At 68.7% G+C, this 12,546-nt stretch carries 16 protein-coding genes; 8 read left to right on the forward strand and 8 right to left on the reverse strand.

What is annotated here, in order from left to right; all coding sequences use genetic code 11:
- Positions 1 to 5 precede the first annotated feature (5 nt).
- Genes OG892_RS15895 through OG892_RS15905 form a run of 3 tightly spaced genes read right to left on the reverse strand, consistent with a single transcriptional unit; the run spans position 6 to position 3,348 of the window.
- Entirely contained in the window at positions 6 to 890 is an 885-nt protein-coding gene (locus OG892_RS15895) for an SDR family oxidoreductase (RefSeq protein WP_328866721.1), read from the reverse strand.
- A complete protein-coding gene (locus OG892_RS15900) occupies positions 887 to 1,831 on the reverse strand; it encodes an alpha/beta fold hydrolase (RefSeq protein WP_371629499.1) in 945 nt (314 codons plus the stop codon). The genes OG892_RS15895 and OG892_RS15900 overlap by 4 nt, the downstream gene beginning before the upstream one ends.
- On the reverse strand, positions 1,828 to 3,348 hold the full coding sequence (locus tag OG892_RS15905) for an NAD(P)/FAD-dependent oxidoreductase (protein WP_327337324.1): 1,521 nt from the start codon (positions 3,346 to 3,348) through the stop codon (positions 1,828 to 1,830). Before OG892_RS15905 ends, OG892_RS15900 begins: the two co-directional genes overlap by 4 nt.
- A gap of 195 nt (positions 3,349 to 3,543) precedes the next feature.
- Between OG892_RS15905 and OG892_RS15910 the strand changes: the two genes are divergently transcribed.
- Complete coding sequence (locus OG892_RS15910; RefSeq protein ID WP_073737298.1) at positions 3,544 to 4,176, forward strand: MerR family transcriptional regulator; 633 nt, start codon at positions 3,544 to 3,546, stop codon at positions 4,174 to 4,176.
- Positions 4,177 to 4,253: 77 nt separating this feature from the next.
- Positions 4,254 to 4,802 carry a GNAT family N-acetyltransferase gene (locus OG892_RS15915; RefSeq protein ID WP_073737297.1) on the forward strand — a complete coding sequence of 183 codons (549 nt, stop codon included), beginning with the start codon at positions 4,254 to 4,256 and terminating at the stop codon, positions 4,800 to 4,802.
- 74 nt (positions 4,803 to 4,876) lie between these two features.
- Here the strand turns inward: OG892_RS15915 and OG892_RS15920 are convergent, their stop codons facing one another.
- Together OG892_RS15920 and OG892_RS15925 are read right to left on the reverse strand one after the other, a co-directional pair.
- On the reverse strand, positions 4,877 to 5,416 hold the full coding sequence (locus OG892_RS15920; RefSeq protein WP_363222675.1) for a GNAT family N-acetyltransferase: 540 nt from the start codon (positions 5,414 to 5,416) through the stop codon (positions 4,877 to 4,879).
- A 122-nt stretch (positions 5,417 to 5,538) separates the two neighbouring features.
- Positions 5,539 to 6,354: an exodeoxyribonuclease III gene (locus OG892_RS15925; RefSeq protein WP_073737295.1), complete on the reverse strand. Its 816-nt coding sequence runs from the start codon at positions 6,352 to 6,354 to the stop codon at positions 5,539 to 5,541.
- A 50-nt stretch (positions 6,355 to 6,404) separates the two neighbouring features.
- Here OG892_RS15925 and OG892_RS15930 point away from each other — a divergent pair, with 50 nt between their 5' ends.
- The 4 genes from OG892_RS15930 (at position 6,405) to OG892_RS15945 (ending at position 8,138) form a co-directional block, all read left to right on the forward strand.
- Positions 6,405 to 6,896, forward strand: a complete 492-nt coding sequence (locus tag OG892_RS15930) for a GNAT family N-acetyltransferase (RefSeq protein WP_073737294.1) — start codon at positions 6,405 to 6,407, stop codon at positions 6,894 to 6,896.
- 125 nt (positions 6,897 to 7,021) lie between these two features.
- Positions 7,022 to 7,384, forward strand: a complete 363-nt coding sequence (locus OG892_RS15935) for a DUF2089 domain-containing protein (RefSeq protein ID WP_327337328.1) — start codon at positions 7,022 to 7,024, stop codon at positions 7,382 to 7,384.
- Entirely contained in the window at positions 7,381 to 7,644 is a 264-nt protein-coding gene (locus OG892_RS15940; protein WP_371629500.1) for a hypothetical protein, read from the forward strand. Before OG892_RS15935 ends, OG892_RS15940 begins: the two co-directional genes overlap by 4 nt.
- Before the next feature lie 62 nt (positions 7,645 to 7,706).
- Positions 7,707 to 8,138, forward strand: coding sequence for a hypothetical protein (locus OG892_RS15945; protein WP_073737292.1), 432 nt, complete (start codon positions 7,707 to 7,709; stop codon positions 8,136 to 8,138).
- A 13-nt stretch (positions 8,139 to 8,151) separates the two neighbouring features.
- Here OG892_RS15945 and OG892_RS15950 read toward each other — a convergent pair whose 3' ends face one another.
- Complete coding sequence (locus OG892_RS15950; RefSeq protein WP_371629501.1) at positions 8,152 to 8,544, reverse strand: DUF6578 domain-containing protein; 393 nt, start codon at positions 8,542 to 8,544, stop codon at positions 8,152 to 8,154.
- 65 nt (positions 8,545 to 8,609) lie between these two features.
- Positions 8,610 to 9,491 carry a barstar family protein gene (locus OG892_RS15955; protein WP_371629502.1) on the reverse strand — a complete coding sequence of 294 codons (882 nt, stop codon included), beginning with the start codon at positions 9,489 to 9,491 and terminating at the stop codon, positions 8,610 to 8,612.
- Positions 9,492 to 10,227: 736 nt separating this feature from the next.
- Here OG892_RS15955 and OG892_RS15960 point away from each other — a divergent pair.
- The gene (locus OG892_RS15960) at positions 10,228 to 11,064 is read left to right on the forward strand and encodes a hypothetical protein (protein WP_371629503.1); all 837 of its coding nucleotides are present in this window, start codon (positions 10,228 to 10,230) and stop codon (positions 11,062 to 11,064) included.
- 298 nt (positions 11,065 to 11,362) lie between these two features.
- Positions 11,363 to 11,956, forward strand: a complete 594-nt coding sequence (locus tag OG892_RS15965) for a hypothetical protein (protein WP_073737288.1) — start codon at positions 11,363 to 11,365, stop codon at positions 11,954 to 11,956.
- Positions 11,957 to 12,116: 160 nt separating this feature from the next.
- On the opposite strand, the gene OG892_RS15970 is transcribed toward OG892_RS15965, so the two are convergent.
- The gene (locus OG892_RS15970) at positions 12,117 to 12,479 is read right to left on the reverse strand and encodes a helix-turn-helix transcriptional regulator (RefSeq protein WP_073737287.1); all 363 of its coding nucleotides are present in this window, start codon (positions 12,477 to 12,479) and stop codon (positions 12,117 to 12,119) included.
- Positions 12,480 to 12,546 lie beyond the last annotated feature (67 nt).

Here is a 12,546-nt window from a genome sequence, read left to right on the forward strand (position 1 = left end):
TGACGCTACGTGTGCGACGCGCGTTCTGCCTGGTCAGCGGCGCCTCCCGCACCGACAAGGCCCTTGCTGACGCCGTCCAGCCGGGAGCCGTACCGCATCATTTCGCGCCTGCCGCCGACGCCGAGCACCGACGGCAGGTAGCCGCGTACCGACTGCATGCCGCGCAGCCACCACTGGGCGTACACATGCGGCGAGCGGCGCTCGATACCGGCCACTATCCGGTCGACGGCCGGGCCGAGCGGGTACGTCCGGTTCGTCGGCCAGGGCAGCCGCTGGCGAAGCTCGCGCATGACGTCGTCCTCGTCGGCGCCGCGCACCATGTCGGTGTCGGTCCAGGAGAGGTAGCCGACGCCGACCTTCACGCCCCGGTAGCCGACCTCCGCGCGCAGGCTGTGCGCGAACGCCTCGACGCCCGACTTGGACGCGCAGTAGGCGGTCATCATCGGCGCGGGTGTCATCGCGGCGAGCGAGGCGATCTGGAGGAAGTAGCCCCGGCTCTCCATCAGGATCGGCAGGAACGCCCGGCAGGTGACCGCGCCGCCGATCAGGTTGACCTCGATGACCCGGCGCCAGGCGACCGGGTCGGAGTCGACGAACGGGCCGCCCGAGGCGACGCCCGCGTTGGCGACGACGACGTCGATCTTGCCGAAGCGCTCCTTGACCTCCTGGGCGACCCGGGACATCGTCTCGTGGTCGGTGACGTCCGCGTGCCAGTGGTCGCTGTCGCCGTGCAGCCGCTCCGAGACCTTCTTCAGCTCGTCCGGCTCCAGGCCGACCAGCGCGAGCGTCGCGCCGCGCGCCGAGAGCTTGCGGGCCAGCAGCTCGCCCACACCGCGCGCCGCGCCCGTGACGACGACGACCTGACCTTCGAGACTGTGCCTGCCGCTCATGCGACCTCCTCCTCCTTGCCCTCTACACCAGCCGTATCGCGCAACGGGAGATACCCGGTCGCGAGTTCCCGGATCTTCGCCGTTACCGCTTCCGGTGCCTCCACCGGAGTCATGTGCCCCAGGCCCGCCAGCTCGGTGAGCCCGAGGGATTCGGGGAGCGCCGCCGCGATGGCGCGGGCGTGGGCGGGCGGCGTCAGCCGGTCCTCCGTACCCGCGATCACCGCGGTGGGCACCCGCAACTCCCGTACGCCCTCTTCGAGATCGAGCTCCGCGAGTACGTGACCCCAGGCGAACCTGGGTCCGCGGGGGCAGGCGTGCACGATCCGGGCACAGGTGTCGACCCGGTCCGGCGCCGAACCCGCCCCCATCGTCGCGTACTTGAGGATGCGGCGGGACAGCGGAGTGACCGGTCCCAGCGGTGCGCGGGCGCCGAGGATCGCTCGGGTCAGCCGGGTCCGCAGCGCACCGGCTCGTATCGGCACAACCCGTGATTCGGCGATCAGCCGCGAACTGCCGGTGCTGCACAGCAGTATGGCAGCGGCGTGCTCGCGGAGTCCGGTCCGGCGGGCGGCGGCCATCATCGTCATGCCGCCCATGGAGTGGCCGGCCAGTATGGCCTTCTCGCCCGGTTCCAGGGTGGCGGCGAGCACCGCTTCGAGGTCGTCGGCCAGCGCGTCGGTCGTGTATCCGGCGGGGCCGACCGCGGGCGAGGTGCCGTGGCCGCGCTGGTCGTAGGCGATGACGCGGTGGTCGACGGCCAGGTCCCGTATCTGGGCGTCCCAGAAGCCGGTGTTGCAGGTCCAGCCGTGGGACAGGACGACTGCCGGGGCGTCGCTCTGTCCGTGGACCTCTATGTGGATGCGGGAGCCGTCGGCGGAGACGGCCATGAGTTCGCGGGCGGGCACCGGGCGGGTGCTCCGGCCGGGCAGCGGGCGGCTCATCCGGCGACCTCCTCGGAGACGGCGTTCTCCGTACTCCGCTGCGCGGGTACCCGGACGACCTGGTACTCCGCGATGTCGACCGCCCGGGTCGCCCTGCGGAACTCGGCGGTGGTGCCGGGCCAGACGGTGGTGTTGCGGCCGTTGGCGTCCAGGTACCAGCTGGTGCAGCCGCCGGTGTTCCAGACGGTGCGCTTCATCCGTTCCTGGACGCGGCGGTTCCAGGTTCCGACGGCGGAGGGGCGCGCGTCGAGGGCGACCTTTCCGCCGAGGACGTCGAGCTGGCGGAGGTAGTCGGCCATGTAGTTCAGCTGCGCCTCGATCATCAGGATCATCGAGGAGTTCCCGAGGCCCGTGTTGGGGCCGATGATCGTCATCCAGTTGGGGAAGCCGGCCGCGCTCGCGCCGCGCAGCGCCTGCATGCCGCCCTTCCACGACTCCGCGAGGGTGTGTCCCTCCGCGCCCACCACGCGGTCGGCTATCGGCATGTCCGTCACGTGGAAGCCGGTGCCGAGGACGATCGCGTCGACCTCGGCCTCCGTACCGTCCGAGGCGACGACCGTGGAGCCGCGCACCTCGCTCAGGCCGGAGGCGACCACGTCCACGTTGGGCTGGGCGAGCGCCGGGTAGTACGCGCTGGAGAGCAGGATGCGCTTGCAGCCGATGCGGTACGAGGGCGTCAGCTTGGCGCGCAGGGCCGGGTCCTTGATGGAGCGGGCCATGTTGGACTTGGCTATCCGCTCGACCAGGCCCAGCTGGTCCGGGTGCTTGGTGAAGGCGCTGACCTGCAACTCCCTTATCCCCCACAGCAGTCCGCGGCGCGCGGTGCCGGTGAAGGGGAGCGTGCGGTGCAGCCAGCGCTCGGCGCCGCTGATCTGCCGGTCCATGCGCGGCATGACCCAGGGCGGGGTGCGCTGGAAGAGGGTGAGCTTCGCGGCCTTCGGCTGGATCGACGGCACGATCTGGATCGCGGAGGCGCCGGTGCCGATCATCGCGACGCGCTTGCCGGTCAGGTCCGCGTCGTGGTCCCAGCGGGCGGAGTGGAAGACCTTGCCGGGGAAGTCCGCGAGCCCGGGGATGTCGGGCAGCTTCGGGTCGGAGAGCGGCCCGGTCGCGGAGACGACGACATCGGCCACGACGGTCGTGCCGTTCGCGCTCTCGATGACCCAGTGCAGCTCGTCGCCGTCCCAACGCATCATCGTCACCTCATGGTTGAGCCTGAGGTGCGGGCGCAGCCCGAAGGTGTCCGCGACGTGCTCCAGGTAGGCGCGGATGTGCTCCTGCCCGGAGAAGGTGCGCGGCCACTCGGGGTTGGGGGCGAACGAGAACGAGTAGAGGTGGGACGGTACGTCGCAGGCGCAGCCCGGATAGCTGTTGTCGCGCCAGGTGCCGCCGACCGAACCGGCGCGTTCCAGGATCACGAAATCGGTGATGCCTTCGCGGCGGAGCCGGACAGCGGCTCCGAGGCCCCCGAATCCGGATCCGATCACCGCCACTCGTACATGTTCGTGCTGGGCCATGCTGCAGCCTCCCCGCGGTACGTCACACGACTCTGCCAGCAATCACTGGCACAGTTGGGAGACTAGAGCAGCTCCGTACCGATGGGTAGGGGTGCGGCAGGGGAAAGTTACCGGCGGTACAACAAGCGGCCCCCGCAGCGGGGCGGCCGGTAGGGTGCGGGGGTGGCTGACGGAGACGAGCACCGCGAATACCGCATGGAGGAGCTGGCCAAGGAGGCCGGCATCCCCGTCCGGACCCTGCGCTTCTACCGCGAGCGCGGCCTGATCTCACCACCGCGCCGCGAGGGCCGCATCGCCTGGTACGACGACCACCACCTCGCCCGGCTGCGCACGATCACGGGCCTGCTGGAGCGCGGCCACACCCTCACCGGCATCGCGGACCTGGCCCGCACCTTCGAGAGCGGCCGCGACGTGGCCGAGGTGCTGGGCCTGGGCGAACCGACGGAGGAGACCCCGGTCCGGCTCACGCCCGAGCAACTCGCGGACTACTTCGAGACCGAGTCGACCCCGGAGAACCTGGCGGCCGCGATGGAGCTGGGCTACCTCGGCACGGACGGCGACGAGATCGTGCACATCAGCCGCCGCCTCCTGGAGGTCTCCGCCGAACTCGTACGGGAGGGCGTCCCGCTCGCCACCGTCCTCGCCTCCGGCCGCCGCGTCCGCGAACACGCGGACGCCCTGGCGGACCTCTTCGTCTCGACCCTGCGCGATCACAGCACACAGGAAGAGCCTCCCCAACTCCGCCCACTGGCACGCGCGGTGGTGGACGCGGAACTCTCCATGGCCCTGGACCGGCGACTGCGCCGCGACGCGGAGGGGGCGGAGTAGCGGAGGACCGCCCCCTGCTGCTCGTACACCACCGTCACATCCCGAGCACCGCACATGGCGGCGTGATCAAATAGGGGATGAAATCGTTCTGGGTCGGCACACGGATACGCCTGCGCGGCATCGAACCCGACGACTGGACCGGGTTCATGCGATTCGCCGAGGACGAGGAGCGGTTGGGCGACCTGCTGCACCCGCCGCGTTCCGCAGCGTGCGTCCGTGACTGGGCAAAGGAGCAGGCCGCCGCCAAATCCGACGGCGACTGCTTCCAGCTGGCGATCGAATCCGTCGACACGGGGGAAATGGTCGGTGCCATCGGCTCGCACCACGCCGATCCACGTGCGGGCTGGTTCGAGTACGGCGTCACGATCGGCGCTGATCACCGCGGTAAAGGCTACGCGGCAGAGGCCGTGGTCATGCTGCTGCGCTTCATGTTCTGCGAGCGGCGCTTCCATAAGTGCGGGGCGCGGATCTTCGCGCACAACGAGGCATCGTTGGCATTGCACCGGCGGCTCGGTTTCGTCGAGGAGGGTCGGCTACGCGATCAGGTGTTCTTCGATGGCCGGCACCACGATGTAGTCATGATGGGCATCCTTGCCGCCGAGTTCGCGTTGTTGAGCGAAGCCTGATCACCGGTCTCCGGGCGACGCCCATGCGCGTGTGCGTGTGCGTGTGCGTGTGCGTGTGCGTGTGCGCCGCAGGATCATCGCGGAGACAGGAACACGACGATGTCCGTCTCATTACCCGGCATGGGCTCGGGCTCCTGCCATCCGATGCGGCGGTAGAAGGCAAGCGTGTCGTGTGCCTGGTTCCAGGTCAGTAGCCACGCCCGACCCCTGGGCCCGCGCCCGGTGGCGGTGAGGGCAGACAGCAGTCGGCGTCCCAGGCCCGTGCCGCGGGCGTGGGACCGTACTCCCAGCTCGTCGATCTCGAAGGCGCCGATCAGCAGCTCGTTCACTCGGTCTGCGCCGATCCGGCTGGTCACCTTCCCGTAGGCACGGTCGGTACGGAACGGGTCCTGAGTGATCCACCCCGTAACAAAGCCCTCCACTTCACCGCTGTCCGACATGGCCAGGACGGCGCGGAATCCGGGGCGTCGCGCGTCCGTCTCCAGCCGTTCCCGGAACGCCGCCCCGGTCGCCTCGGCGTCCCGTTGCTCCCAGGGCGGGGCGGTGAATACCTCGACGTAGGCCTCGGTGAGCTCGTCGGCGAAATCAAGGATGTCCAGCCCGAAGTACCGCATGGAGAGTCAACCTACCCCTCGGTCCTCACCACTTCACGCGGAGACCGGAGGACTTGGCCGAACCCCCAGCACAGGGGCGGCCGTTGACCCGCCGGACGCACGGGGCCATCGACTGCCGCTCCCTACAGTTCGAAAACGGCAGTCACAGGCGCGTGATCACTCCACCGTTCCGCATGGCTCGCGGCCCTCTCCACGTACGCCTTCGCCGCACGCTCCGCCAGGCGAGGCGAGGCGACGATGAGGTCGATCCGCCAGCCCGTGTCGTTGTCGAAGGCGCGGCCCCGGTAGGACCACCACGAGTACGGGCCCTCGACGTCCGGGTGCAGGGCCCGTACGACGTCGACGTACGCGGCCTCCTCGAAGACGCGGGTCAGCCAGGCCCGCTCCTCGGGGAGGAAGCCGGAGTTCTTCTTGTTGCCCTTCCAGTTCTTGAGGTCGGCCTCCTGGTGGGCGATGTTCCAGTCGCCGCACACCACGACCTCGCGGCCCTCGGCGGCGGCCCGCGCCTTCAGCCCGGCCAGGTAAAGGAGGAAGGCCGCCATGAAGCGCTCCTTCTCCTCCTGCCGCTCCGTGCCGACCTCGCCCGAGGGCAGGTACAGGCTCGCGACCGTGACACCCGGCAGGTCGATCTCGACGTACCGGCCGCTCGCGTCGAACTCCTCGGCCCCGGCGTCCCCGAAGCCGCCGAACCCGATCTGGACCCGCTCGGGCGCCCGGCGGGAGTAGAGCGAGACCCCGGCCCGGCCCTTGGCGGCGGCCGGGGCGTGGACGGTGTGCCAGCCCTCCGGCTCCCGTACGTCCTCGGGCAGCTGCTGCGCCTCGGCCCGCACCTCCTGGAGGCAGATCACATCGGCGTCGGTCTGCGCCAGCCACTCGACGAAGCCCTTCTTGGCGGCGGCGCGGAGACCATTTACATTCACGGAGGTCACAGTGAGCATCCCGGCACGATACCGACATCCAGGCATCGCATACATGTACGATTGCCCGCATGAATATCCAGACACGGGCCTTCGACCACCCCGACGCCGTCAAACTCAACGACTGGGTGCAGCTCGAATACGCCGAGCGCTACGGGGACGAGGGCGATGTCACACCGCTGGACGCCACGATGTTCGACCCGCCGCACGGGCTGTACCTGATCGCCTACGACGCGTCGGACAGCCCGGTCGCCACCGGCGGCTGGCGCTCGCAGGAGCGCAACGCCGAGGGGTACTCGGACGGGGACGCCGAGCTGAAGCGGATGTACGTCATACCCGAGGGGCGCGGCCACGGCCTGGCCCGCCGCATCCTGGCCGCGCTGGAGGCCGACGCCCGTGCCGCCGGCCGCGTCCGCATGGTGCTGGAGACCGGCGACAAGCAGCCGGAGGCGATCGCCCTGTACCTCTCCAGCGGCTACGAGCCCTGCGAGAAGTTCGGCCACTACCGCATGTACCCCAACAGCCACTGCTTCGCGAAGCCGCTGCGGGACGGGACGGCTTGATCATTGAAGTCGAGTTCAAGGAAGTTAATTTTTCAGCGTTGACTCCTCAATAAATTCAATATAGAACTGCACATGAGCGCATGCACGGATGAGTGCACGCGCGTACGAGTGCAGAGGAGCCGAGGGTGGACTGGCAGGAACTGACGGACCTGACGCAGGGCCGGCCGTTCGTGGTCGAGCGCGTCCGGCTCACCGACAGCGATGTCGCGGTCGAGGGGCAGTTCGAGCCGCCGCAGCTGGCACAGCTGGCTGTCGACGACCAGGTGTTCGTCGCCGCGTTCGTGCGGTCGCACGGTTCGATCAAGGAGATGGAGCGGATCTTCGGGGTGAGCTACCCGACGATCAAGTCCCGGCTGAAGCGGATCGCGGAACGGCTCGACTTCGTCGACACCGACCCGGCGCCCGCCGGAGCCGATGTCCTCGACCGCCTCCAGCGCGGCGAGATCAGCGCCCAGGAGGCGCTGGACGAGCTGGAGCGGCCGCGGTGATCCCGCAACTGCTGACGGTGGGCTACCGCCGCACCAACGGCAACCGGCGCCGGCTGCACATCCCGCTCCTGCCGGTGGCTGTGGTGCTGTCGCCGCTGCTGCTGATCTCCGTGGTGGCGGGACTGATCGCGTGCCGCCGCGCCTTCCGGCTGAGTCCGGTGAGCGCGCTTGCCGCTGCCTGGCGCCTGTTGTGGGCGCTGCCCGGCACCAGGTTCGAGATCGAGCAGGGACCGACAGCCTTCCAGCTGGGCGTCAGATGACTCCGATGACTTCGACTTCGATGACTCCGATGGCTCCGATGACTTCACAGGGGAGAACAGCCATGAACGAACAGCGTCGCCAGATCCTGCAGATGCTGACAGAGGGCAAGATCAGCGCGGACGAGGCGGAGCGGCTGATCGACGCCCTCCAGCGCCAGCAGCCCGAGTCGGAGCGGGGAACCACGCCCCGCCCGAAGTCCCGGCCCAAGTACCTCCGGGTGATGGTGAATTCGGAGGACGACGGCACCGGCGAGGGCCCGAGCCGGGTCAACATCCAGGTTCCGCTGCAACTGCTGCGCGCCGGGGTCCGGATCGCCAGCCTCCTCCCTCCGCAGGCGCTCACCCGGGCCAACACGGGCCTGCGCAGGTCGGGCGTGCCGATCGACCTCACCGAGCTCAAGCCGGAGCACCTCGAGGAACTCGTCGAGCAGCTCGACGAGGTCACCGTCGACGTGGACGACCCCAGCGGCCAGGTGCGCATCTTCTGCGAGTAGCACCGCCGCGCTCCTACTCGTCCGCCGCCCGCTCGGCGGTCACGAGGTAGCCGGCGAACCTGACGTGGGGACGGGCCGTTGCCCATCCGTCCGCTTCCACGACCGGAACCAACTCGGTCGAGCCCGGCACCGGGTACAGCACTTTGGCCGTGCTGCCGGAAGGTGCGTCGTACCGGCAGTGCACCTCAGTGGCGGCCACCACCCGCAAAGGCGTCAACGGCTGCTCCTCCCCCGAGTCGTGATGCTCCTCGCGGAAGTCGATCTCCGCCGCACGATCGCTGCCGACGATGTCGGCGTAGTCCTCCGGATCGACTTCCAGCAGCTGCCACGCGACGGCGTCGCCCGGCCTGAAGGTGTCCCCGCAGCACTGCATCTGCCAGTCATCGACCCAAATCGTCAGCGTCATACGGTCAACTATCCGCCGGGCGCCCTGATGCTCCAAAGCATTTCTCAGCTGCTGCAAAGCATTTCTCAGCGGCGTTCGGCGTCGGCCCGTTCGTCGCGGTTCCACATCACGGGCATGGCGCCGACCGGTTCGAACCGGATGTCCGGGTCGTTGCTGTGGACCAGGCAGAAGAAGCGGCGCCGGAGCACGGCCGCGCGGCGGGCCTGGTCGGCGACGATGTCCAGAACGCTCTGGGCCGCTTGCGGGCAGGCGGCGGCGAAGCGGTCGTAGTCGGTGATGGACAGAACAAGCCCCGTACCTTCGGGTGAGTCGTCGTAGGGGCCGTGGCAGGCCACGTCACCGAGGCAGTCGTTGAGCGCGTCGAGGTTGTTGCCGTAGTAGTCGGGAAACCGCAGCGCCGCGGCGAAGGCCCTGTGCATGTCCCGCTCACGGGCCCACTCCCCCGCCGCGAGGTGGACGACGCGGAACCCGCGCTCCTCGAGCCGCAGTTCGGCATCCGTGAGGAGCTGTCGTCGCCGGAAGAGGGTGACGAAGGTGTTGTCCATGTACTCGATGCCGGGAAGGCGCTTCGACGGGGCGACCCGTGCCGGCTCCTGGGCCGATTCGCTCCGGTAAGCGTCCAGGAGCCGGAAGAACTCCTCGACCGGGGTCGAGCCCTCCGGGGTGCCGCGTTCGATCTCCACGGCCCAGCTCAGGGAGCCGGCGATACCGCGCCGCTCCTGGAACCAGCGGTTGAAGTCGTCCTCGGGCCAGAAGGCGAAGTCCTCCTCGACGCCGTGCACAGCGAGCGCCGCCCGGTAGCCGGTGAGCAAGGACCGCAGGTGCGGGAGCGAACCGCCGGGAAGCCACATGCCGGGCCGCAGCCGGATCTGGTCCAGGAAGTCGTACACGTCCGAACAGTCCTGCCAGTGCCCGGGAGTGGGGCCCGAGCTGTCTTCAGTCGCCATGCCACGAGCCTACGGCGCGAGCGGAAACGCCAAGATCCCGCCCGATCAATCAGATCGGACGGGATCTTGTGAACCCTTCCTGAGCGAACTCAGGAACAGTTGCTGCGGTGGGGCGTTCACGGGTGTATCTGACCAGCCGCGATGCACGTCTCTGTAGATCGCTCCCCGACAGGCAGGTGATCGTTCCCCGACTGTGTCGCCAACAGCCCCGGCATCCGCAAGGACGTAAATGCGTCCATACGGGGGACACGTTCATCCGTTAAGTGGAACCCTTCCTCCCACTTCTGGTCGAACGGAAGCAGAGGGCCAGAGACTGACCCGAACCGCAGCAGCCACGCGTTGCGGCCGTGCATGTCCTCACGGAACGGGAAAATCACGTTGACCAGAAACTCCGCCGTACCGTCGTCGCCGTACTCACCGTCCTGGTGGTGGGTGGCACATCTGTTTCCGCGGCCGGTGCATCCGGTCACGAAGGCCGTCTGCTGAGTGACCCCACCCCTCGGGTACCCGCTGCGCAGGCGGAGCCGGGCATTGCTCCGCCGGACCCCGACAACACGGCTGTCTACTTGGACAAGGCAGGACGGGTGATCGACATGTCCCCGGACGCGGGCGTGCCCCCGAGAGCCGCCGGGCTCCGGTGTACGCCGGTCAGCGGGAGGGACAATCCCCACGTCTCGGAGTTCGCTGTGACACGAGGGCCCGCCGGCGGAAGCCGCGGCCGAACGGAGGGGATGAGTTGTCCGAGTACCAGGCCATCACCCAGCCAGGAATCGACCCCGCGGGTTACCGTACGGCGGGCCCTCTGTTCGCCGCCTTTCACGGCGAGCTGGTCCCTCATCCGTGGCGCGACCCTGAATCCGAGCACGATGCCTACCAGCTGTTCCACCAGCGGTCGGTCGCCATGGGCTGGCTCGACGAACGATCCAGCGCCGCAGGGGACGAACGCGCGGCCAAAGCGCCGGGGCTGTGGGCCATGAACAACGCCGGCTGCAACGCCCACCAGGCCGCTCCCGAGCCCTTCGCATGGTTCCAGGTCGAGTGCAGTACGCCCGCCATTGACCGGCCTCTGCCCGTGCAACCGTTCCTACGGTGCGCCGAGGACACCGTCACACGCATCGGCGCGGCACAACTATCCGCGGTGCAGGTACTTCTGCCACTTCAAGGTCTCGACCCAACATCACGTCCGCGCAACGCGCTGGTCCCCTCCCTGGAGACCTGCGACTGGTTCGGTGAGCGTGACCCGCAGGCCCAGACGTCGGTAACGGTCAGCATCAACAGCGGACGCAATCCCGCACTTCCCGACGTCGCGAAACAGCTCACCAGCCGCCTCGACCACCTGGAGCAGGAGGTATTCCTCCACAGCGGATCGGAAAGCGCCAGCGAGGACATCACCCTGCCCCCGCCGTTCGCCGACGAATTCTGGAACGGACCGCCCGTGCACAGCCTGACTCTGCGAGGCGATCTCGCTGAGTGGTCCTGCGACGCGGTCGGATGGCTGGCTGCGACCATCGCCGACTGCGCTGCCCACCTCGGTGTACGTACGCCACTGCTGGTTTCCGTCGTACGAGGCTGAGCGAACAGAGGGCAACTGCCCTCCCCTCGGCCCCAGAAGGCGGAAATGCCGCCCGGCCCGGATCGAAGCGAACGCCTGGGCATTTGATTGCCCTCTCCCACTGAACGCGAAGAGTCCGTCTGGCGTCGATACCAGCGGCAACTCTGCTGGATGGGTACCACAGAGACGCATTTGCCCCCACCACAAGGCCCAACATCACCAACTTCCCCATCTTGTTTGCCATTTGGGTGTCTGGCACGTCTGGCGTTCCCTACGATGTCTGCCATCGCGCACAGATGCCAGAGAGGCCGGGGGACGCATGGGATTCGCGGGCGAGGAAGCCGCAGCGCCGGGTCTGCGGGTCGCGGTCGATTTCTACAGCGAGAAGGCCGATCAGCTCTCCCGGCGAGAGAAGGAGCTGGAGGAGGAACTCGATTCCGTGCGCGAGGAGAGGTCACGGACGCTCGTCACCCGCGATCAGCTCTCCGTGGCACTGGCAGAAATCAGCGCCCAGGCGGGTCCCCAGCCGGCCGAACCCGCTGGGGAAGAGAACCCTGCCGAGGCTGAATCAGCCAGCGGGCAGGGCAGTAAGCCCTCACGTGCCGGCGCCGAGGAGACACCGCCGCGACCCGGCCGCCGCAGCGAGAACGCAAGCGGCCCGCAACGCCGGTCAGCTTCAGGCGAGTTGATGCGCGCGATCGAGCAGGTGCTGACCACGGCCGGTGTTCCTTTGCATCTGAAGGAGCTCACTGCGGCGCTCGGCCGGCCGACCGAGGGCAAGCCGGGGACAGCCGCATTGGAGTCGGTGCGGTCCACCTGCAAGCGGTTGGTGGAAACCGGGCGCCTGGTGCAGCCGGAGACCGCTGTGTTCGCGATCACTCCTGGCCGCCGGAAAGGAGCCGCCTCAGGCTAGCGCTCCTCAAAATGGTGTCCTCTCCTCCCCTGGCAGGGAGGAGAGGACGCGGTTCTTTCGAGGTGGAACCCTCTGGAGAACCTTCACGCGGCCCCTTATCAGTTGGCTCACGTTTGCCTCCGAGGCTAGAGCAATCCCGCTCGCCTCGGGGGCGCGTGGCCTATTTCGTCGTCCCTTCCGCAGCCCTTCGCGGGGGACGGGAAGGCCTATTTCCATGCGTATGACGCATTTCCCCGGCAGCCGGATAGAGCGGCACTCCCAAAAAGTGCTCCAACCGGGCAACGGTGGCGATGTCCGGCCAGGACTTTCCGTCGAGCAGGTCGGCCACGGCCTGCCGGTTGACTCCGGAGCCGTCGGCGAGCTGCCGCAGGCTCCGCCGGGGCGCACGGAGTGCTGCGGCGAGGGCGCGGGCGACGGCCTGGACGGTGGCTGCCGCCACGTCGCCGATGACGGCCTCTGGCCAGGCTTCCGGATCGCGGGCAAGCTCGCGCGGCGGCGTTCGCCGGTTCATGCCACCGACCATGCTGATGCACTCCTTTACGTGAAGATCGCGACCGACCCCTTCACTGGCTGCTTGACCAGCCGGTGGG

The organism is Streptomyces sp. NBC_00341, assembly GCF_041435055.1.
GTDB lineage: Bacteria > Actinomycetota > Actinomycetes > Streptomycetales > Streptomycetaceae > Streptomyces.

Bases quoted from the DNA above. Each gene is read 5' to 3' on its own strand.
- OG892_RS15970 (WP_073737287.1), bottom strand. From the start codon at position 12,479: ATGGTCGGTGGCATGAACCGGCGAACGCCGCCGCGCGAGCTTGCCCGC.
- OG892_RS15945 (WP_073737292.1), top strand. From the start codon at position 7,707: ATGAACGAACAGCGTCGCCAGATCCTGCAGATGCTGACAGAGGGCAAG.
- OG892_RS15910 (WP_073737298.1), top strand. From the start codon at position 3,544: ATGGAGGAGCTGGCCAAGGAGGCCGGCATCCCCGTCCGGACCCTGCGC.
- OG892_RS15895 (WP_328866721.1), bottom strand. From the start codon at position 890: ATGAGCGGCAGGCACAGTCTCGAAGGTCAGGTCGTCGTCGTCACGGGC.
- OG892_RS15915 (WP_073737297.1), top strand. From the start codon at position 4,254: ATGAAATCGTTCTGGGTCGGCACACGGATACGCCTGCGCGGCATCGAA.
- OG892_RS15905 (WP_327337324.1), bottom strand. From the start codon at position 3,348: ATGGCCCAGCACGAACATGTACGAGTGGCGGTGATCGGATCCGGATTC.
- OG892_RS15955 (WP_371629502.1), bottom strand. From the start codon at position 9,491: ATGGCGACTGAAGACAGCTCGGGCCCCACTCCCGGGCACTGGCAGGAC.
- OG892_RS15930 (WP_073737294.1), top strand. From the start codon at position 6,405: ATGAATATCCAGACACGGGCCTTCGACCACCCCGACGCCGTCAAACTC.
- OG892_RS15965 (WP_073737288.1), top strand. From the start codon at position 11,363: ATGGGATTCGCGGGCGAGGAAGCCGCAGCGCCGGGTCTGCGGGTCGCG.
- OG892_RS15950 (WP_371629501.1), bottom strand. From the start codon at position 8,544: ATGACGCTGACGATTTGGGTCGATGACTGGCAGATGCAGTGCTGCGGG.
- OG892_RS15900 (WP_371629499.1), bottom strand. From the start codon at position 1,831: ATGAGCCGCCCGCTGCCCGGCCGGAGCACCCGCCCGGTGCCCGCCCGC.
- OG892_RS15920 (WP_363222675.1), bottom strand. From the start codon at position 5,416: ATGCGGTACTTCGGGCTGGACATCCTTGATTTCGCCGACGAGCTCACC.
- OG892_RS15925 (WP_073737295.1), bottom strand. From the start codon at position 6,354: ATGCTCACTGTGACCTCCGTGAATGTAAATGGTCTCCGCGCCGCCGCC.